23 protein-coding genes are annotated in these 21046 nt (G+C 41.5%); all 23 read left to right on the forward strand.

Annotated elements, in window-relative coordinates:
- Window positions 1–56: 56 nt before the first annotated feature.
- Window positions 57–542: a F0F1 ATP synthase subunit B gene (gene atpF, locus BHU72_RS08860; protein WP_069702266.1), complete on the forward strand. Its 486-nt coding sequence runs from the start codon at window positions 57–59 to the stop codon at window positions 540–542.
- Window positions 539–1087, forward strand: a complete 549-nt coding sequence (locus tag BHU72_RS08865; protein WP_083248356.1) for a F0F1 ATP synthase subunit delta — start codon at window positions 539–541, stop codon at window positions 1085–1087. Before atpF ends, BHU72_RS08865 begins: the two co-directional genes overlap by 4 nt.
- A gap of 20 nt (window positions 1088–1107) precedes the next feature.
- Complete coding sequence (gene atpA, locus BHU72_RS08870; protein WP_069702267.1) at window positions 1108–2622, forward strand: F0F1 ATP synthase subunit alpha; 1515 nt, start codon at window positions 1108–1110, stop codon at window positions 2620–2622.
- A 72-nt stretch (window positions 2623–2694) separates the two neighbouring features.
- The gene (gene atpG / locus BHU72_RS08875; RefSeq protein ID WP_069702361.1) at window positions 2695–3549 is read left to right on the forward strand and encodes an ATP synthase F1 subunit gamma; all 855 of its coding nucleotides are present in this window, start codon (window positions 2695–2697) and stop codon (window positions 3547–3549) included.
- A 48-nt stretch (window positions 3550–3597) separates the two neighbouring features.
- Window positions 3598–5004: a F0F1 ATP synthase subunit beta gene (atpD, locus tag BHU72_RS08880; protein ID WP_069702268.1), complete on the forward strand. Its 1407-nt coding sequence runs from the start codon at window positions 3598–3600 to the stop codon at window positions 5002–5004.
- Window positions 5005–5028: 24 nt separating this feature from the next.
- Complete coding sequence (locus tag BHU72_RS08885) at window positions 5029–5427, forward strand: F0F1 ATP synthase subunit epsilon (protein WP_069702269.1); 399 nt, start codon at window positions 5029–5031, stop codon at window positions 5425–5427.
- Window positions 5428–5932: 505 nt separating this feature from the next.
- Window positions 5933–6298 carry an NADH-quinone oxidoreductase subunit A gene (locus BHU72_RS08890; protein ID WP_069702270.1) on the forward strand — a complete coding sequence of 122 codons (366 nt, stop codon included), beginning with the start codon at window positions 5933–5935 and terminating at the stop codon, window positions 6296–6298.
- On the forward strand, window positions 6289–6858 hold the full coding sequence (locus BHU72_RS08895) for a NuoB/complex I 20 kDa subunit family protein (protein WP_083248357.1): 570 nt from the start codon (window positions 6289–6291) through the stop codon (window positions 6856–6858). The genes BHU72_RS08890 and BHU72_RS08895 overlap by 10 nt, the downstream gene beginning before the upstream one ends.
- Window positions 6855–7334, forward strand: a complete 480-nt coding sequence (locus tag BHU72_RS08900) for an NADH-quinone oxidoreductase subunit C (protein WP_069702271.1) — start codon at window positions 6855–6857, stop codon at window positions 7332–7334. The genes BHU72_RS08895 and BHU72_RS08900 overlap by 4 nt, the downstream gene beginning before the upstream one ends.
- A gap of 16 nt (window positions 7335–7350) precedes the next feature.
- Window positions 7351–8457 (forward strand): NADH-quinone oxidoreductase subunit D, encoded by a 1107-nt coding sequence (locus BHU72_RS08905; protein ID WP_069702272.1) that lies wholly within the window; start codon window positions 7351–7353, stop codon window positions 8455–8457.
- 5 nt (window positions 8458–8462) lie between these two features.
- Window positions 8463–9425, forward strand: coding sequence for an NADH-quinone oxidoreductase subunit NuoH (gene nuoH / locus BHU72_RS08910; RefSeq protein ID WP_083248363.1), 963 nt, complete (start codon window positions 8463–8465; stop codon window positions 9423–9425).
- 4 nt (window positions 9426–9429) lie between these two features.
- A complete protein-coding gene (locus BHU72_RS08915) occupies window positions 9430–9924 on the forward strand; it encodes a NuoI/complex I 23 kDa subunit family protein (RefSeq protein WP_069702274.1) in 495 nt (164 codons plus the stop codon).
- Window positions 9921–10427, forward strand: a complete 507-nt coding sequence (locus BHU72_RS08920) for an NADH-quinone oxidoreductase subunit J (RefSeq protein ID WP_069702275.1) — start codon at window positions 9921–9923, stop codon at window positions 10425–10427. Before BHU72_RS08915 ends, BHU72_RS08920 begins: the two co-directional genes overlap by 4 nt.
- A 1-nt stretch (window position 10428) precedes the next feature.
- Window positions 10429–10737 (forward strand): NADH-quinone oxidoreductase subunit NuoK, encoded by a 309-nt coding sequence (gene nuoK / locus BHU72_RS08925; RefSeq protein ID WP_069702276.1) that lies wholly within the window; start codon window positions 10429–10431, stop codon window positions 10735–10737.
- Between the two features lie 39 nt (window positions 10738–10776).
- Window positions 10777–12636 carry an NADH-quinone oxidoreductase subunit L gene (nuoL, locus tag BHU72_RS08930; RefSeq protein WP_069702277.1) on the forward strand — a complete coding sequence of 620 codons (1860 nt, stop codon included), beginning with the start codon at window positions 10777–10779 and terminating at the stop codon, window positions 12634–12636.
- A complete protein-coding gene (locus BHU72_RS08935; RefSeq protein WP_069702278.1) occupies window positions 12633–14165 on the forward strand; it encodes a complex I subunit 4 family protein in 1533 nt (510 codons plus the stop codon). Before nuoL ends, BHU72_RS08935 begins: the two co-directional genes overlap by 4 nt.
- A 4-nt stretch (window positions 14166–14169) precedes the next feature.
- Window positions 14170–15618, forward strand: a complete 1449-nt coding sequence (locus tag BHU72_RS08940) for an NADH-quinone oxidoreductase subunit N (RefSeq protein WP_069702279.1) — start codon at window positions 14170–14172, stop codon at window positions 15616–15618.
- Between the two features lie 117 nt (window positions 15619–15735).
- Window positions 15736–15981, forward strand: coding sequence for a DUF1146 family protein (locus tag BHU72_RS16540; protein ID WP_367114475.1), 246 nt, complete (start codon window positions 15736–15738; stop codon window positions 15979–15981).
- Window positions 15982–16070: 89 nt separating this feature from the next.
- A complete protein-coding gene (gene murA / locus BHU72_RS08950; protein ID WP_069702281.1) occupies window positions 16071–17438 on the forward strand; it encodes a UDP-N-acetylglucosamine 1-carboxyvinyltransferase in 1368 nt (455 codons plus the stop codon).
- Window positions 17439–17587: 149 nt separating this feature from the next.
- Window positions 17588–18718 carry a stage II sporulation protein D gene (gene spoIID, locus BHU72_RS08955; protein WP_069702282.1) on the forward strand — a complete coding sequence of 377 codons (1131 nt, stop codon included), beginning with the start codon at window positions 17588–17590 and terminating at the stop codon, window positions 18716–18718.
- 99 nt (window positions 18719–18817) lie between these two features.
- On the forward strand, window positions 18818–19561 hold the full coding sequence (locus BHU72_RS08960) for a M23 family metallopeptidase (RefSeq protein ID WP_069702283.1): 744 nt from the start codon (window positions 18818–18820) through the stop codon (window positions 19559–19561).
- Window positions 19562–19662: 101 nt separating this feature from the next.
- On the forward strand, window positions 19663–19923 hold the full coding sequence (gene spoIIID / locus BHU72_RS08965; RefSeq protein WP_069702284.1) for a sporulation transcriptional regulator SpoIIID: 261 nt from the start codon (window positions 19663–19665) through the stop codon (window positions 19921–19923).
- A 79-nt stretch (window positions 19924–20002) separates the two neighbouring features.
- On the forward strand, window positions 20003–21034 hold the full coding sequence (locus BHU72_RS08970) for a rod shape-determining protein (protein ID WP_069702285.1): 1032 nt from the start codon (window positions 20003–20005) through the stop codon (window positions 21032–21034).
- The last annotated feature ends 12 nt before the right edge of the window (window positions 21035–21046 follow it).

Below are 21046 nucleotides of genomic sequence, written 5' to 3' on the forward strand. Positions count from 1 at the left end.
TTCGGAATTAGCGTAATGCGTTATATTTCGAGCTATCTGAGGGGAGTGAAATTGTTATGCATTTTGAAGCAGGAACAATGATAATGCAGCTCTTTGCCTTTCTTGTACTATTTTTCTTATTAAGCAAATATGCCTTTAAACCGCTTGTGAAAGTGATTCAGGAGCGTCAAGATTATATAGAGAAACAACTGAAAACCGCAGAAGATCAACGAGCTGAAGCGGAAAAGCTACAAGCTGAGCATAGACAGGAAATGGTAAAAGTTCGCGAAGAAGCATTAGAAATCGTTGAACGCGCTCGCAAACAAAGTGAAAAGCAAGCAAACGACATTTTAGTTGCAGCGAAGAACGAAGCGGAGCGTTTAAAAGAGAATGCGAAGCAGGAAATCGTAAAAGAAAAAGATCAAGCATTAGCGGAACTTCGCAATCAAGTAGGCTCATTATCTGTACTTATTGCTTCTAAGATTATCGAGAAGGATATGAATGAAGCTGAGCATAACACGCTGATTGACAAGTACCTTAAAGAAGTAGGGAAAAGCGTATGATGGAAACAACTGTAGCATCAAGATACGCGGAAGCGTTATTTGAGATTGCGAAAGAGAAGAATACATTAGATAGTTTAGAGACAGAATTAGTTCTGATCAATCAAGTACTTCGTGACAATGATGAGCTACTTCAGCTACTAAACCACCCACACATCGAAACTGATGTGAAAAAAAATCTTTTAACAGGTGGGTTAAAAGGACACATTTCCGAAATTACTGAAAACTTTCTAAATCTACTAATTGATAAAAATCGTCAGGATGTTTTTACACATATCGTTTCTTCTTTCACACTGTTAGCCAATGATGCTCGTGGTATTGCTGATGCAGTAATCACGACAGCAATCGCGTTAACGGACGATCAACTAAGCCAAATTCGCACAACATTCCGTACTTTAATTGGCAAGGAACTACGTTTTACCTCCGAGATTGACGCATCAATTATCGGTGGTTTTATCGTTCGCATCGGAGATCGCGTGTATGACAGCAGTGTAAAAACACAGCTACAGCGTTTTGAAAAATCAATACACGAATCTCAAGTACAGTAGATAGGGGTGAATCAAAGAGTATGAGTATCAGACCAGAAGAAATCAGTTCGCTGATTAAAAAGCAGATTGAAAACTATAAATCTGATATCCAAGTTATAGATGTCGGTACTGTAATGCAAGTTGGTGACGGGATTGCTCGTATCCACGGACTTGCTAACGCAATGTCAGGAGAACTTCTTGAATTTGCAAACGGTACGTATGGTATGGCATTAAACTTAGAAGAAGATAACGTCGGTGCTGTAATTCTAGGACCTTTCACAGAAATCCGTGAAGGAGACCAAGTAAAGCGTACAGGACGTATTATGGAAGTTCCTGTTGGTGAAGAATTAGTAGGTCGCGTTGTAAACGCTATCGGTCAACCAGTAGATGGTAAAGGCCCAATCAATGCGAAAAACTTCCGTCCAATTGAATCTCAAGCTCCAGGGGTAATCGATCGTAAATCCGTACACGAGCCTCTACAAACAGGAATCAAAGCGATTGACTCGATGATTCCTATTGGTCGTGGTCAGCGTGAGTTAGTTATCGGTGACCGTCAAACAGGTAAAACAACAATTGCTATAGATACAATCATCAACCAAAAAGGTAAAGGTGTTATTTGTATTTATGTTGCCATTGGACAAAAGCAATCAACTGTTGCCAACGTAGTAGAGAAGCTTCGTAAGCATGGTGCAATGGACTATACAATCGTAGTTACTGCGAGTGCATCAGATCCAGCTCCGTTGTTATACCTTGCTCCTTACACAGGATGTTCAATGGGTGAGTACTTTATGTACAAGGGTGGTCATGTACTTTGCGTATATGATGACTTATCGAAGCAGGCAGCAGCGTATCGTGAGCTTTCCTTATTACTTCGTCGTCCTCCAGGTCGTGAAGCATATCCAGGAGACGTATTCTACTTACACTCACGCTTACTTGAGCGTGCAGCGAAATTAAGCGACGCACTAGGTGCTGGTAGCTTAACGGCGCTACCATTTATCGAAACTCAAGCAGGTGACGTATCTGCTTATATTCCTACTAACGTAATTTCAATCACAGACGGTCAGATTTTCCTTGAAGCAGACTTATTCCACTCTGGTATGCGTCCTGCGGTTAACGTAGGTCTTTCAGTATCACGTGTAGGTGGTTCTGCACAGATCAAGGCAATGAAAAAAGTTGCTGGCCCATTACGTTTAGATTTAGCACAATATCGTGAACTTGCAGCATTCGCACAGTTTGGTTCTGATCTTGATAAGCAAACGCAAGCTCGCTTAGAGCGTGGTAAGCGTACAGAAGAAATTCTGAAGCAAGGCGAGAACAAGCCTATGAACGTTGAAGACCAAGTTATTAGTATATTCGCAGCTACAAAAGGATTCTTAGATGATATCCCTGTGGCAGATGTACTTCGTTTTGAGCGCGAGTTCTTAATGTTCTTAGAGCAAGAAGCGCCTGCGATTCAACAAGGCATCCGTGAAACAAAGGATCTTGGAAAAGATCTAGAAGAACAATTAGTAGCAGCTATTGGAAAGTTCAAAAAAGGCTTTGCCATCAAAGGTTAGTAGCGAGTCTAATTACAGGTTAGACATTTAGCTCTAATCTGTTGTCAAAAGGTGGTGAATTACGTGCAGGGAATGCGTGAAATAAAACGAAGAATTCGCAGTGTTAAGAATACACAGCAAATTACAAAGGCCATGAAAATGGTTGCTGCTGCAAAACTTCGTCGTGCCCAAGAAAGGGCTTTACAAGCAAAGCCTTATGCCTCCAAGATGGCAGAGGTGTTAGCGAGTATCGCTAAGACTACGACAGATGTGAGTCACCCAATGCTAGAGAAGCGGGTCGTGAAGAAGACAGGTTATATCGTAATTACTTCCGATCGCGGATTAGCTGGTGGATATAACTCCAATATCTTACGTAAGGCAGCCCAGGAGATGCAAAAGCATCAGTCGAGCGACGAATACGCAGTGTTTGCTGTAGGTCGAAAAGCTGTGGAGTACTTTAAAAGACGTAACTATCCTGTGATAGGAGAAGTTACAGGTATAACGGATTATCCAACGTTTGCTGACTTGAAGAACATAACTTCAGCTGCTGTAGGTTTGTATGAAGAAGGAATTCTTGATGAATTATATATTGTATATAATGAGTTCATAACTGCTGTAACTCAATTACAGACAGTACAGAAGCTTCTACCGATAGACAACATTGCAGGTGCTAGTGAAGTTACGGATAGTTCTGCTGACTATATTTATGATCCGTCAGCAAGTGAAGTATTAAATCAACTGCTTCCGAAATATGCGGAAACATTAATATTTAACGCAGTGCTAAATGCGAAAGCTAGTGAGCACGGTTCTCGTATGACAGCTATGGGTAACGCAACAGATAATGCTGCAGAAATGATTAAATCATTATCGCTAATCTATAACCGAGCACGTCAAGCTGCTATTACTCAAGAAATTTCGGAAATCGTTAGCGGTGCGAACGCGCTTTAGATAACTGTTTTTCATTTAACACGTTTCAAAAGGAGGGGAAATTCAGACATGCAAAAAGGTCGCGTATTACAAGTTATGGGTCCTGTAGTAGACGTTCAATTCGACAAGGGATATCTACCTGAGATCTATAATGCGTTAACAATTGAACATAAAGCAGAAGACGGTCAAGGGAAAGACATTAAGATTACACTAGAGGTTGCGACTCACTTAGGTGATAACGTGGTTCGTTGTGTAGCGATGTCATCAACTGACGGATTAGTCCGTGGAACAGAAGTAGTAGACTTGCATAAGCCGATTACAGTTCCAGTTGGACGTTCTACCCTAGGTCGTGTTTTCAACGTTCTTGGGCAGCCAATTGACGAAGCTGGAGATGTAACATCTGATACTAACTATCCGATTCACAGACCAGCTCCAACATTTGACAACCTTTCAACGCAAGAAGAAATTCTTGAAACAGGTATTAAGGTTATTGACTTACTAGCTCCTTATGCTAAGGGTGGTAAGATTGGATTATTCGGTGGTGCCGGCGTAGGTAAAACTGTATTAATTCAAGAATTAATCAATAACATTGCACAAGAGCATGGTGGTCTTTCCGTATTCGCAGGTGTAGGAGAGCGTACTCGTGAGGGTAATGATCTTTACCACGAAATGAAAGATTCTGGTGTAATTAGCAAGACGGCAATGGTATTCGGTCAGATGAACGAACCACCTGGTGCGCGTCTACGCGTTGCATTAACAGGCTTAACAATGGCAGAATATTTCCGTGATGAAGAAGGACAGGACGTATTATTATTCGTAGATAATATCTTCCGTTTCACGCAAGCAGGTTCTGAGGTATCGGCACTTCTTGGTCGTATGCCATCGGCGGTAGGTTACCAACCGACCCTTGCAACAGAAATGGGTCAATTACAAGAGCGTATTACATCGACGAATAAAGGTTCCGTAACTTCGATTCAAGCGATTTATGTACCTGCCGATGACTATACAGACCCGGCTCCAGCAACAACATTCGCACACTTAGATGCGACGACTAACCTTGATCGTAAAATATCAGAACTTGGTATTTATCCAGCGGTAGATCCTCTTGGCTCTACTTCAAGAATCTTGAGTCCTGCAGTAGTCGGACAAGAGCACTATGACGTTGCTCGTGGAGTTCAGAAGATCCTACAACGTTATAAAGAACTTCAAGATATCATCGCAATCTTAGGTATGGATGAATTATCTGATGAAGATAAAGTGCTTGTTGCGCGTGCTCGTAAGATTCAACGTTTCTTATCACAGCCATTCCACGTAGCTGAACAGTTTACTGGATTCCCTGGTAAATATGTTGCAGTTAAAGATACAGTTCGTAGCTTCAAGGAGATTTTAGAAGGTAAACACGACAATCTTCCTGAGAGTGCATTCTTATATGTGGGTACGATTGAAGAAGCCGTTGAAAAAGCGAATAAAGGCTAGACCTCGCATAATAGGAGGTTCATAATGAAAAATTATTTACTGGAAATCGTCACCCCGGAGCGTAAGGTTTTTAGTGAACAAGTGGAAATGTTGATTGCTAAAGCTAATACTGGAGAAATCGGTATTATGGCTGGTCATACACCGCTTGTTACGTCCTTAGCAATTGGACCATTACGTGTGAAAAAAGAAGGCTTAGAACACTTAGTGTCTGTCATGACGGGCTTTATGGAAGTAACACCGGACAAGGTTGTTATTCTTGCAGAAGCAGCGGAATTAGCGGAAGAAGTGGATATTGATCGTGCGATGCGTGCGAAAGAACGTGCAGAACAACGATTGAGAGAAAAAGGTGACAAGGTTGACTTTAAACGTGCAGAACTTGCATTACAACGTGCGGTTACACGTATGAAAGTCGGCGGAAAATAATATTTAAAATATGGTGTGCATTACTTATGCATACCATATTTTTTTTTTGACAAACTAAAATCGAATGTTCTCGAGCATTAAAGTAGCATTTTACGAAGACTCACTTAAATCAAATACCTAATCAAGTCTCCAGCATCAATATAGTCATTATATAACACATGACTATTCAAATTACTATAACACATGGTATTTTATAATAGTTAAATAACCGTAGTAAATTTATAGGCGTACATAGTTTAATTCTAAAATATAACACAGAATGCTAAAGATTTAAACTGTTATAAAACAAAACTGTATTATATAAAAATAAAACAGTTAATACAAGGCGAGCTATAATCATCAAGGTTTTTATCTGTTGTTATAATTATAATTTTCTTCTGTTATTATTAAGAAATAACAGAAATATCATAAGAATGTGAATTACTAGATAGACACAGCAAGACTATTTTTGATATAATCTGCATATTGGATTATAAGACCAAATTTTTTGGAAGGTGGAAGAAACATGGAGTTATACCAGACGAATTACTTGTATGTCATCCTTTTCTTGCTACTGGGTATAGCACTTCCGGTTGGTGCATTGTTGTTCGGTAAGCTCATCCGACCACATAACCCGTATCCTGCGAAGCTAGAAACCTATGAGAGTGGGATATTGCCGACTGGTGAAGCACAAGTAAGATTCAAAATTGCGTACTACATAATAGCCCTTGAATTTGTCATTTTTGATGTTGAGACAATATTCTTTTATCCTTGGGCAGTTGCGTTTGACGAACTTGGGTGGTTTGGACTGAATGCGATGTTAATTTTTATTTTTATCCTGGCCGTTGGGCTAGCATATTCGTGGAAAAAGAAGGTGCTTGAATGGAACTAAATAACAACAGCCATGAGGTTAAAAATCGCGGGAAAGTTCTTGAAGGCTACGAAGGGCTAGAAGAATTTGACCCACGAGTCGTACAACAAGTAAGGGATAATATAATGTTTGTCAAATATAACGAATTGAAGGCCTGGGTTCAAACGAGTTCATTCTGGCCTGTGAGTTTCGGTCTAGCATGTTGTGCGATTGAAATGATGGCTACCGGTGCAGCCCACTATGACCTTGACCGATTCGGTGTTATGTTCCGCGCTTCGCCTCGACATGCAGATGTGATGGTGGTAGCTGGAACAGTAACGAAGAAGATGGCGCCAGTCCTGCGTAGGTTATACGACCAGATGCCTGAGCCGAAGTGGGTAATTGCCATGGGTTCGTGTGCGACGTGTGGAGGACCTTATTATCGATCGTATAGCGTATTAAATGGCGTGGATAAGATCGTGCCAGTGGATGTATATGTCCCAGGTTGCCCGCCGTCCCCACCAGCTTTATTAGATGGTATTGAAAAACTACGAGTAAAAATTAAAACGGAAGCTAAAGGGAAGAAGGTGGGCCTTGAATGAGTCAAGAAGTATTAAATCTGATTATCGATAAAGTAAAATCGATTGCAGGCCCAGACGCTATTATAGATAGTAAATTAAACTTTGACATTCCTTATGTTGTATTAGATTCAAGCTCTTGGACCACCGACCTAGCCAATATGCTCAAGCAAGACGATGCACTACAATTTGATTTTCTATGCTTTGTCTCAGGAGTCGATTATAAGGAACACATGGAGGTTGTATATCAACTGCACTCCTTGAACAAGGATCAATACATTATGCTGAAAATTAAGACATCAAGAGAAAATCCAAGTGTGATCTCCGTTGCAAGTGTATGGGGAACTGCTGACTGGCATGAGCGGGAAGCCTATGATTTACTAGGGATTGACTTTGTCGGGCATCCGAATTTAACGAGAATTTTACTAGAGGACGACTGGGAAGGCCATCCATTAAGAAAAGATTATAACATCGATAAAGAAACATTAGGCTTAGACTAGGAGGTGAATACTGACAATGAGTATACGTACGGAAGAAATGATATTAAACGTTGGACCGCAGCATCCTAGTACCCACGGTGTATTCCGAATTGCGATTAAAATCGACGGTGAAATCATTCAAGAAGCAACACCTGTGATTGGATACTTGCATCGTGGCACTGAGAAGCTCGTAGAGGACTTATCATATACCCAAGTAGTTCCCTATACAGACCGACTAGATTACCTAAATGCGATGACGAATAACGTCGCATGGGTACATACAGTTGAGAAACTAATGGGTGTGGAAGTACCTGATCGTGCAGAGTACATTAGGATTATCTGCATGGAGTTAAACCGTGTTGCAAGTCACCTGGTATGGTGGGGAACATTCTTGTTAGATATAGGGGCTTTAAGTCCGTTTATTTATGCTTTTAGAGACCGTGAAATCATTCTAGATTTATTTACTAAGATTTGTGGTCAAAGACTTACATATTCGTATATGAGTATTGGTGGTGTTCGCTTTGATGCTCCTACGGGCTGGCTGGAAGAAGTAGAAGAAGCGGTAAAAGTATTGCGCGAAAACATTGCTGAGTATGACACATTAGTGACTGGTAACGAGATTTTCCAATATCGTACGAAAGGTGTTGGGGTCATTACGAAGGAGCAAGCAATTGATTGGGGTTTATCTGGACCAGTTGCTCGTGCGAGTGGCGTTGATTTTGATATCCGTCGTGATGATAAGTATTCCATTTACGATCGTTTCCAATTCGATGTGCCGGTTCGACAGGCGGGAGATGTGTGGGCGAAGTATGAAGTACGCTTAGAAGAGATGCGTCAATCGCTTCGAATTGTTGAACAAGCATGCCGACAGATTAAAGATGCAGGTCCTGATATTCAAGGGAAAGTTCCAAGAATTATCAAGCCACCGGCGGGAGAACTTTATCGTCGTGTAGAAGGGTCTAAAGGAGAACTGGGAGTACATCTAATTAGTGATGGAACGGCAAAGCCGTATCGTGTGAAGCTTCGCAGACCATCGTTTGTGAATTGTCAGATACTTCCGGAGATTTTAAAGGGTGAAAGTATTGCGAACCTGATAGCCATCTTTGGTGGTTTGGATGTTGTATTAGGGGAGGTTGATGCATAATGGATATGAATCTGTTTTATATGATTTTCTATTCTGTTGCTTCCCTTATCTTATTATTAGTTACAGTAATGTACACCATCTATTTTGAACGTAAAGTTATTGGTTATATGCAAGTGCGTTATGGACCTAACAGAACAGGGCCACTGGGGCTACTACAAACCCTAGCAGACGTACTTAAGCTCTTGATGAAAGAAGATATTATCCCGGCAAAAGTAGACCGTCCGATATTCGTCTTAGCGCCAGTCATTGCATTTGCTCCATCGTTTATGATTCTTGCGACGATTCCTTGGAGTGAGAACATTTATGGTGCGGACCTGAACATAGGTGTCTTATATATTATCGGTATTTCCTCCATTACCACGATAGGGATGTTGATGGGAGGATGGAGCTCTAACAATAAATACTCATTGTTAGGGGCTATGCGTAGCGTAGCACAGATGATTAGTTATGAGATTCCTTTGGTAATGTCAATTATCGGGGTCGTCATACTAGCAGGCTCTATGAACCTGCGTGACATTGTATACGCGCAACAAAACATGGGTCTATGGTTCGTAATTCCGCAATTCTTAGGTTTCATTGTGTACATGATTGCCGCAACAGCAGAAGTAGCAAGATCGCCATTTGACTTACCAGAAGCTGAGTCGGAGTTAGTTTCTGGGTATCACGTAGAATATAGCGGATTTAGAATGGCATACTTCTTCTTAGCAGAGTATGTGTATGCAATTGCAATAGCTGCCCTAGCAACAATCTTATTCTTTGGCGGATGGCTGGGACCAGCATTTCTTCCAGGAATTGTATGGTTCTTCTTGAAATGGTCAGTATTTATGTTCATCTGGTTCTGGTTGCGTGCGACAATGCCTCGTACTAGAATTGACCAATTGATGACATTTGGTTGGAAGGTGCTGATTCCGTTAGCCCTTGTCAACATAGTGATAACAGCAGTAGTTAGAATCTGGATGGGCGGGTGATTATGTGCTACGATTTCTAAAAGGTTTTGGGGTTACCTTTAAGTACTTCTTTAAGAAGAAAGTAACCATCCAATACCCTGAGCAAAAACCAAATTGGCCTGAGCGATTCCGTGGCATTCATCGTTTTTTCCCAGACAAGTGTATCGTATGTAATCTTTGTGTGAAAGCTTGCCCGACAGAGGTAATTACTCTAACAGGGGAAAAAGATGAAGAGTCCGGCAAAAAGAAAATTGTCACCTATGACATACAATTTGAGCGTTGTATCCAATGTGTATATTGCACAGAGGTTTGCCCGACGGAAGCGATTGTTATGACAACGAGGTTCGACAATTTAGCAGTATATAATCGTAAGGCATTGTTGAAAGACCGTACATGGCTAGAGAATAACCATGTGTATGGGAATTATAAAGAGCCAGATCAAACGGCTCCTACAGAAAGTGTAGAGCCAGTGGATAAGACAACAGATAATGGAGCAGGTAAAGGGGGCGACGCGCAATGACGATTACAGGAGAAGTAATTATCTTCTTTATATTAGCGATTATCGCCATCGCGTGTGCAGTCCTTGTCATAACTTTAGAAAGAATGGCCCACATGATTTTATCGATGGTATTCACGTTCTTATCGATAGCAGGTTTATATTTCTTACTACGCGCAGAATTCATAGGGGTAGTGCAAATTATCGTCTATGTAGGAGCCATGGCCATCCTGTTTGTCTTTGGGATGATGATGACAGAACATCGTGTCGTAGCGTTTACAGATGAAGAACCTTCAAAAGGACATAAATCTTTATCATTTATCGGTGTGGCTGCGTTATTAGGATTGATTTTGTATGGACTATCGCAATTCCAACTTCCTACCCAAGCGCCACAATACGTTGGGTCAGCCCATGATATCGGGCTATCGTTATATGGAAATTATGTCATAGCCTTTGAAGCAGCAGCGATTCTACTATTAGTCGCTTTAGTAGGGGCAATCGTGTTAGCGCGAAAGGAGGCAGAATAGCATGGTGCCTTTAACTTCTTATCTAGCGTTGGGTGCAATCTTATTTTGCGTAGGATTGTATGGAGTGTTAACGAAGCGCAATTTAGTCATCGTACTTGTTTCGATAGAACTTATGCTGAATGCAGTCAATATTAATCTTGTTGCATTCTCTAGTATTGGACCAGCGGCAAATGTCACTGGCCAGGTATTTACACTTTTTACGATAACGGTAGCCGCAGCTGAGGCAGCCGTCGGTCTTGCGATTCTCATTGCACTGTTCAGAAACCGTGGTACGGTTGATTCTTTGAGGCAGAACTTGATGAAATGGTAAGGCTATGGCAAGTAGACTACAAGGAGAAAAGGTGATGGTATGATACAATACGCCTGGTTAATACCTGTCTTCCCACTACTAGCCTTCGTGCTGCTATTACTCTTTGGCAGAAGCCTGAAAGAGAATGCAGCGTATGTAGGGATTATAGCCCTGCTGGCGTCGTTTGGGTTGTCAGTGTTAGTTCTATTCGAGAGAACTGGCGGAGAAAACTATAGACAAGTAATCAATTGGTTAACATTCGGAGACACAACAATCACTATGGGCTTTGAAGTCACGGCACTCAATGCGATGATGTTATTTATCGTTACGCTTGTGAGTCTATTAGTTCATATGTTTTCAAGAGATTATCTACATGGAGATGATCGTTATCCGGTCTTCTTCTCCTATTTAGGACTCTTTACATTTTCGATGCTGGGTCTAGTATTAGCGCCAAACATCCTACAATTATTTATTTTCTGGGAATTAGTAGGATTATGCTCATACTTACTCGTAGGTTTCTGGTTCTTCAAGCCGGAAGCGGCGGCAGCAGCGAAGAAGGCATTTCTTACGACAAGAATTGGAGATGTCGGTTTATTCGTAGGATTAATTCTAACATTTATTTATACAGGGTCTTTTGAGTACGATACAATCTTCACGGCAATTCGTGAAGGGGTTGTAGAGCAGACAACAATTACAATTATTGCGCTCCTGATATTCCTGGGGGCAGTTGGTAAGTCGGCACAATTCCCGTTACACGTATGGTTACCAGATGCGATGGAAGGACCAACACCAGTGAGTGCCTTAATTCACGCAGCAACAATGGTAGCAGCGGGAGTATATCTAGTAGCAGTCATGTACCCGATGTTTATGGCATCGAGCACAGCAATGACTGTAGTTGCCTATACAGGCGCTATAACCGCCATCTTTGCAGCATCGATTGGTCTAGTACAGAACGATATTAAACGCGTTCTCGCGTATTCTACCGTCAGTCAGTTAGGATTTATGATTTTAGCTTTAGGTACAGCAGGATATGTAGCGGGGTTATTCCATCTAATGACACATGCGTTTTTCAAAGCATTATTATTCTTGGGTGCAGGTAGCGTAATTCACGGTGTACATAGTCAAGATATCAATGAAATGGGTGGCTTGTGGAGCAAGATGAAGGTGACAGCCGTTACATTCTTAATTGGTTCCCTGGCGATTGCAGGAATTCCACCGTTGGCTGGTTTCTGGAGTAAGGATGAAATCTTTGCTTCTGTATGGCAGAGCGGAGACCGTGTGCTATTTGTCATCACAATTACTACAGCAGCAATGACAGCGTTCTATATGTTCCGCTTGTTCTTTATGACCTTTGCTGGGAAGTACCGTGGCAAGCATGAACCGCATGAAAGTGGTCCGTTTATGTTAATTCCACTCATCGTGTTATCCGTTTTTGCGATTGGTGCAGGATTTGTTAACTCTCCATTTATGCATCATGCGTTAGGTGATTATCTAATCTATGGCACGTATATCGGCGAACAAGCATTAGCATCAGGATGGATGATGATTTTATCGGTAATTCTAGGAATTGCTGGCATTTTCCTTGCGTGGTTAATCTATGCAAAGGGTGCCATCAGCAGAGACACAATACCGAATATGTTCCCTAGGTTGTACCGTCTACTGTACGATAAGTACTACATTGATGAGATTTATGCGAACGCAATTGTGAAGCCAATCGTTTCATTTGGTAAAGGCTTATGGGCTTTTGACCGCACAATTGTTGATGGAATTGTCAATGGAGTGGCAGGAGCTACGCAACGAACAGGGAAGTTCTTTAGTCTGCGTCATAACGGGCAAGTTCAAACATATGGAATGGTAACGATTATTGGCGGTATCGCAATTTTCGCCATTGCCTTCTTATTAAGGGGGTATCTCGGATGATTCCAAACATGTTAAGTTGGTTAATATTTTTCCCGCTAGTTGGTTTAATCGCAGTGTTACTTGTACCGAAAAATAACCATAACTTAATCCGTACAATCGCTGTCGTTACTACGATTGTGACGTTAATTCTATCTTTCATGATATGGGATGCGTTTGACAATCAGTTTAATGGTATCCAACTCGCAGAAAGCTATCAATGGATTGATATTGGGTTTGTTCAATTTAATTACGAAGTTGGTATTGACGGTCTATCTATGCCAATGATTCTTCTTACGACGATTGTTACCCTACTGGCCGTAGTGGCATCGTTTGGTATCAACGTGAGAGTGAAGGAATACTTCGCTTGGTTGCTAGTATTACAAACGGGTATGACAGGAGTATTCGCTGCTCTAGATATGTTCTTGTTCTTCTTGTTCTTCGAGCTCACACTGATTCCAATGTTTTTCTTAATCGGTATATGGGGTGGAAAAGAGCGAGAGTATGCTTCATTTAAGTTCTTAGTATACACGGGACTTGGTAGTATCGTAATGCTGTTATCGTTCTTCGCGATTTTCTATGTCGGAGCAGCGGCGACGAACTTTGCCGAGGTAACCTTTAATATGATTCGTCTAGGTGAGATTTTAGCGAATCCGTTAAATCCTGATGCAGCGACTATGGGAATGAAGTCGGCAATCTTCATCGCGATTTTTGTCGCATTTGCTGTGAAGTTACCGATTTTCCCATTCCATACATGGTTGCCTGATGCTCACGTTCAAGCGCCAACGCCTGCGAGTATGATTTTAGCAGGTATTCTACTAAAGATGGGTGCGTATGGATTACTGCGCATTGGATTTGGAATCCTGCCAGATGCGGCAGCTAACTTTGCAACGTTAATGGCGATTTTAGGGGTCATCAACATCCTGTATGGTGCGTTATTAGCATTGGTACAGAAGGATTTAAAGAAGCTAATCGCATATTCGAGTATCAGTCACATGGGGATAGTGCTAATTGGAGCAGCCTCCTTTACTCCAGAGGGAATGCAAGGGGCAATTTTCCAAATGGTATCTCATGGATTTATCTCAGCTCTATTGTTCTTCATGGTGGGAGCAATTTATGAGAGAACACATACGAGAATGCTTGCAGATTTAGGTGGTTTATCGAAGACAATGCCGATTTTAGCAGGTTTTATGCTAGCGGCCACAATGGCATCGGTTGGTCTGCCAGGGTTGTCTGGGTTTGTAAGTGAGTTACTAGCATTCATGGGTATATTCGCAGCATCTTCAGAAATCATTCCAGCGGCGCGTACGATTGCAGCGATTGGTGCATTAGGGATTATCTTTACTGCCGCCTACCTGCTATGGGCGATTCAACGTACGACCTTCGGACATATTCGAGATGAGTTCAAGAACCTACCAGATGCAAGAACGGTAGAATATATTCCGATGATTGCATTGTTCGGATTAAGCTTGTTAATTGGGGTTTACCCAAACATCTTAAGTGATATGATCAATACTGCAGTAGTCGACCTTGTGTCGCGGATAGGGGGTTAAGACAATGCCAAATCTAATGGATGCGAATTGGGCGTTATTAACTCCTGAAATCGTGCTAGTCAGTTTCGCAATATTGATTTTAATATTTGACTTCATGACGGGGATCAAAGGACATAAACCAACATTAGGGATGCTAAGCATATTTGCATTACTAGTGACAATCGTATTAGTCGCGCGTGGCGATGGAATGTCTTATATTGATCACACATTTGTCGTAGACTCCTTTGCGATACTGTTTAAAGTAGTCATATTATTAGGAGTTACTTTAGTCATTTTATTATCGATGAATTATCTCAATCGACATGATGACATCTATCAAGGAGAGTATTATTACCTGCTACTATTTGCGGCAGCAGGCGCAATGTTGATGGTATCTTCATTAGATTTAGTGACACTGTATGTAGGGTTAGAAATATTAAGTATTTCCTCCTACTGCTTAGCGGGCTTCCGCAAAACCAACGTAAAATCGAATGAAGCAGCGTTAAAATATGTAATCTTAGGTGGCGTAGCATCAGCATTCATCCTATTTGGAATGTCGTATGTCTATGGTTTAACTGGGACGACAAACCTACTGTCAATTGCTACACAGCTACCGGAAGTGTATCAAGCCTATAGCTATTTAGTGATTATGGCACTGCTATTTATGATCGTAGGATTTGGTTTTAAAATTTCCATCGTTCCGTTCCATATGTGGGCACCAGATGTCTATGAGGGAGCACCTACTCCAATCACAGCATTCTTAACGGTGGTTTCAAAGGTAGCAGGCTTTGCGATTTTCTTGCGAATCCTAACAGTCGGATTTGGCTCTATGTTCGCTCATTGGAATTATTATATAGCTGCAATTGCAGCAGCAACGATGATTGTAGGTAACGTCGTGGCACTTAGACAGAGAAACATCAAGCGTCTAATGGCGTACTCAGGGATTGCGCAAGCAGGATACTTGCTAGTGCCAATTGGAGCCGCATTGTCCTGGAACGTCACCCTTAGTCAAATTCTTTTTTACTCTGTTGCGTATTTATTTATGACACTAGGAGCATTCGCGGTCATCACATTAGTGACGGAAAACGACAGTTCTGAAGATATTTCAGCATTTGCAGGACTGCACAGACGTTCACCGGTCCTTGCATTTTCGATGACGGTGTTCCTGATTTCATTAGCTGGACTACCACTGACTGCAGGATTTTTCGGAAAGTTTTACATCTTTATTGGCGTTATGACGGGGCAAATGTATTGGCTAGCAGCGATTATGGCAGTTACGAGTATCATCTCGTTTTACTACTATTTCGGGATTATCAGGGAAATGTATATGCGTGATACGGATAAACGCTCGATTCTACTTCCTTCGACATTATCGATCACAATCGCTATTTGCTTAGTGGGAACCATTGGCCTCGGAGTATTTCCGAACATCTTGACAAACTTCTTAATTAATGTAGAATGGATAATGTTTTAGAGTATTCAACTAAAGCATGATCCGAAGGTAAAAGATTGAACATAACCTAAGGTAAGCGGATTGTTGAATGCTTACTTTAGGTTTTTTTACATTTATTGAGAGGTGAATGATATGATGATGTCAGGTGAGTCGCAAGTCTTCTACGGAGTCGTAAGTATCATAAACCTTATTTGGTTAGGTGTGTGCATATATATTACTTGGGTTTGCTTGCGCGAAGCCAGGTGGGATAAGGTTTTCTATGACACGACAGGCATTAAGGCGAGGGGCTTTGTACTCATAATGTCTATTATCATTGGGACTATGCTCGCAGATTTCTTTACCAAATACTTAACGAATTCCCTATATTTGCGGTTCCTTTTCTAAAGCAATTTACTAAATATTGTGCTTGTATTATATAAAACTACAATGATAAACTAATAAAGAATCTGTCGGAGGGGGGTGTCATTACGATTTTGAACGAAAATCAATTTCAGGAACGGATAATTGTAAAAAAAGCATCTCCACTTAAAGGGACGATTCGTATACATGGTGCAAAAAATGCAGTTTTACCGATTATAGCAGCTTCTATTTTGGGTAAAAGTGAGCCAAGCTTTATTGATGATGTACCAGATTTAGAGGATGTTCGTATATTATGTGATGCCATTCGACATTTAGGGGGAAAGGTTGAGTATGACTCAGAAACCCTAAAGATTGATACAACGAGTTTACACACGACAGAACCACCAAAGCAATTAGTTCAGCAGATGCGAGCTTCCTTTTTACTGATGGGGTCCCTGCTTGCAAGAACAGGACATGTTAAGATTTATTTACCAGGTGGATGTGCGATTGGTGCTAGACCAATTGATCAGCACTTAAAAGGGTTTCAAGCCCTAGGTGCAAAGATTATCATTACAGAAGAATATGTAGAAGCGTTCGTGAAAGAGCGTTTACAAGGTGCAATCATTTATTTGGATACTCCAAGTGTTGGTGCAACGGAGAATATAATGATGGCGGCGTGTCTCGCAAAGGGTACGACGATATTAGAAAATGCTGCACAAGAGCCAGAAATCGTGGATTTAGCGAATTACTTGAACTCTATGGGCGCGAACATTAAAGGTGCTGGTACGAATTTGATTCGTATTGAGGGTGTTGAAGAGTTATATGGTACGCGTCATACAGTCATTCCTGACCGTATCGAGACTGGCACATTCTTAACAGTAGCTGCCATCACTCAAAGTGAATTATATCTAAAAGGTGCCATGGGCAATCACCTGCGCGCCGTAATATCGAAATTATCAGAGGCTGGTGTACATATTACCGAAGACGATGATGGTATATTTGTCAGCGCTTTACAACCTTTGAAACCATTACAAATCAAAACATTGCCATATCCAGGCTTCCCAACGGACATGCAAGCACAGTTTGTTACGATGCTTGCAGCAGCAAGTGGTACTAGCTATGTGTCAGAAACGGTGTTTGAAAACCGCTATATGCATTGCACAGAGCTACAGAAGATGGGTGCCAATATCATTGTCGATGGCCGTCATGCTACCGTTATTGGCGGACAACCGCTACAAGGAGCACAAGTGAGGATGACAGACCTTAGAGCAGGTGCTGCTATGATTATGGCAGGTCTGATTGCTGAGGGAACTACTGAAATTACGCAGCTTCATCATATCGACCGTGGTTATGTTGATATCGTCGGGAAGCTGAAGAATGTCGGTGCGGAGATTCACCGCATGAAACCAGTGGAGTCAATTCCTGTACAAGTTTTAGAACAGGAAGAGGAAACGATTACAGAATCGATTACGACACGTATTTTACGACCAACTTTTGTGTAATACTATCAAAAAGTTTAGATTTTAATGTAGATAGCATGCGTGCGTGTACTAAAAATAGCATAAGCGAATAGATATAAGAGGAGACCCATTACAATAGGTCTCCTTTTGTTTCGTATTTATCTATGATTACGCATATGTGGAGGTGCAGGATGGAAAGGTTTAAGTCACTACAATCATTTAAAGAACGTTATAGGCAAGGGTTACGCGGTAAGCCTTCATCATCAATGGAGACCAATGGAAGAGAGGAAAAAGGACACGTTTTGCGGAAGGCCACATTTCTAGTAATTGCTTTTCTGATATTAACCATTGGAATTCCGTCACTTGTCATTTGGCTTACGGATCAAGAGACCACCCCAATCGAACTCGATATTGATCCCGAAGGATTTATGGTTCAGCTGCATCGGAGTAAAGAAAATCAAGTTGTAGAGCTTCCATTAGAACAGTACATAAGAGGTGTGATAGCAGCAGAAATGCCAGCGGAATTTCACTTAGAAGCATTGAAAGCGCAATCATTAGCTGCTAGAACATATTTTATTAACAAATGGAGCCAGAGTAATCAGCCAATCTCCGACGATTATCGAATAGACCAAGCATACCTATCAGACCAGGAACTGAAGATTCGCTGGGGTGCATCCTATACAGACTATTCCAATAAAATTAACCAGGCCTTAAACGAAACCAAAGGCCTAATTCTGACGTACGAAAAGAAGCCAATCGAGGCATATTTCTTTTCCACCTCCAACGGATATACAGAGAACTCTGAAGATGTGTGGAGCAAAGCGACGCCTTATCTACGCAGCGTCGAAAGTACGGGGGACGTAATTTCGCCAAAGTTCCAGGATTCGAAGGTAATTCCAATACAAACGGTGCATCAAAAGCTGGGATTAGCTATCCCTGTTTCGTCATGGAATCAAGGACAGCCGCCGAAAATGCAAGCAGTGAAACGCTCCCATGGAAATCGCATTAAAGAGCTGCAAATTGGCGATCAAACGTTTACAGGTCGTGAAGTACGGGAAAAGCTTGGGCTAAATTCTACGCATTTCACTGTGAGCATTCAAGGCAAAGATATGCACTTTACTACTTATGGGTATGGACATGGAGTTGGGATGAGTCAATGGGGGGCAGAAGCACTGGCGCGAGAAGGAAATGCGGCTGAAGAGATTGTGAAGCACTATTACCAAGGTGTCACCATTGAGCCGTATACACAAGTTTCCATGCTATGGCCTAAGCTCCAAGAGACACTAGCAAAGAAGCAGGGTACAGAGCAGCCAATGCCATAAAACCGACCGCAATATCATAAAAATTTTTTACAAAAATGCAAGACAACCTGTATAGCAAGGAAAATAATGGACACACTGGATTACTGAGGTGATGTCCAAATGGATAATGAAAAAAATCCACAAGTCAAATGGTGGAAATCTCTGTTAGGTAAGAAGTGGACTTTCCCGGCAATTTATCTTATCGCTTCTGTACTAATCGTAACTCTTATGTGGACCAAAAGTGATACTGGAAACTATCAGTTATCAAAGGAAGACAGTATTTTTAAGGCTCCACAAGAAGAATACGTAATCGATCAACCGATTACAGCAGCCCCTCAGAATCCTGAGACTGTAGAGTTAGAAGAAGCGGTACCAGTAACTGCGGAAGACGTTCAAGTATCTTGGCCTCTAGAGATGAGTGAGAAAGCGAAAATTGTAACAAGCTTTTATTCAGAAACAGCTAGCGCAGAAGAACGCAGTAAAGCAGTCTATGAATACACAGACAAGACGACTACGAAGTTCATCCATTCTAAAGGAATTGGCATCGTAAGTGGTGAAGAGAAGTTTGATGTATTCGCAGTTGCCAACGGCGAAGTAACCATGGCTGAAGAAGATGCCTTATATGGCATGAAAGTAAAAATCTCCCATGGCGATGGTTTAGAAACAGTTTACGCAAGTCTTTCTAAAGTAACAGTTAAGGTTGGCGATGAAGTCAAAGCGGGAATGAAAATCGGTCAAGCTGGCAAGAGTGAAATACGCAAAGATTTACCTAACCACTTATATTTTGAAGCATACAAGCTCGGAGAAGCGATCGATCCAGTATCCATCCTACCTGAGGCACCAGTAGTAAGAACGCAGGGATAAGCCCTTGCGTTCTTTTTTTGCATTCGTCCTCGCAATTAGTCATATATGGCTTCCTGACTCATATAATATATCAACATTCCTAGAGTAGGAGGCGAGGAAGTTTGCATGATTACATCAAAGATCGGACTTTAAAAATAGCGAATCATTTTTTAGACACGCAAGATACAGTGCGTGAATTGGCGAAAAAATTCGGTGTCTCCAAAAGCACAGTCCATAAAGATCTAGCAGAACGCTTACCAGATATCAATCCGGAAATAGCTGAAAAAGTAAAGCATATCCTGGAGTACCATAAGTCGATTCGACACTTAAGAGGGGGAGAAGCTACGAAAAATAAATATTTAAAAGAAAAAGACGATATCTAAGATTTTTTATAAAGGAATTCCTCAGTTTTTGTCGAAAGACTATTGTTATCATGATAACAATTAGGGAGGCATATGCCGAATGTTTGGCAAAGATATAGGAATCGACTTAGGTACCGCAAACGTTTTAGTGCACGTAAAAGATGAGGGAATTGTTCTTGATGAACCATCAGTAGTGGCAATTGATAATTCTACGAACCAAGTATTAGCAGTAGGTGAAGACGCACGTAGAATGCTTGGAAGAACCCCAGGCAATATTGTTGCCATTCGACCACTTAGAGATGGTGTAATTGCAGATTTTGAAGTAACAGAGACGATGCTGCGTTATTTTATAAAAAAGGTCATCGGGAAGAATTTCTTACTACGACCAAGGATAATGATTTGTACGCCGATTAACGTTACATCTGTAGAACAAAAAGCAGTCAAAGAAGCAGCGGAGCGTTGTGGTGGCAAAGAGATCTATATGATGGAAGAACCTAAGGCCGCTGCGATTGGCGCAGGTTTAGATATATTCCAGCCAAGTGGAAACTTGGTGATTGATATTGGCGGAGGAACGACAGATGTAGCCGTTTTATCTATGGGAGACGTCGTTACCGCCACTTCTATTAAAGTAGCTGGGGACAAGTTCGATGCTGCGATTACTCGCTATATTAAGAATAAATATAAATTGTTGATTGGTGAACGTACAGCAGAAAGCATTAAGATTACCATCGGTACTGTATATCCAGGACTGGAAGAGCAGAAGATGGAGATTCGAGGTCGTAACCTCGTGTCTGGATTACCGATTACCGTAACCATTAGCTCTGAAGAGGTACGCGAAGCGTTAGAGGACCCAGTCGCGAGTATTGTAGTGGCTGCCAAAGGCGTTTTAGAAAAAACTCCACCAGAACTATCAGCAGATATTATCGATAAGGGAATCATGTTAACGGGTGGCGGAGCATTATTAAAGGGCTTGGACATGCTGTTAACAGACGAACTGAAAGTACCGGTATTAGTCGCTGAAGATCCGATGGGTTGTGTAGCGAGAGGTACAGGCATAGCGTTACAGCATATCGATACACTTTCGAAAACGCAAATACATAGCTTTAAAAATAGTTTTTTCAAACGCAAATAGGAAATATTGACC

It is taken from the genome of Desulfuribacillus stibiiarsenatis, from assembly GCF_001742305.1.
Taxonomy (GTDB): Bacteria; Bacillota; Bacilli; order Desulfuribacillales; family Desulfuribacillaceae; genus Desulfuribacillus_A; species Desulfuribacillus_A stibiiarsenatis.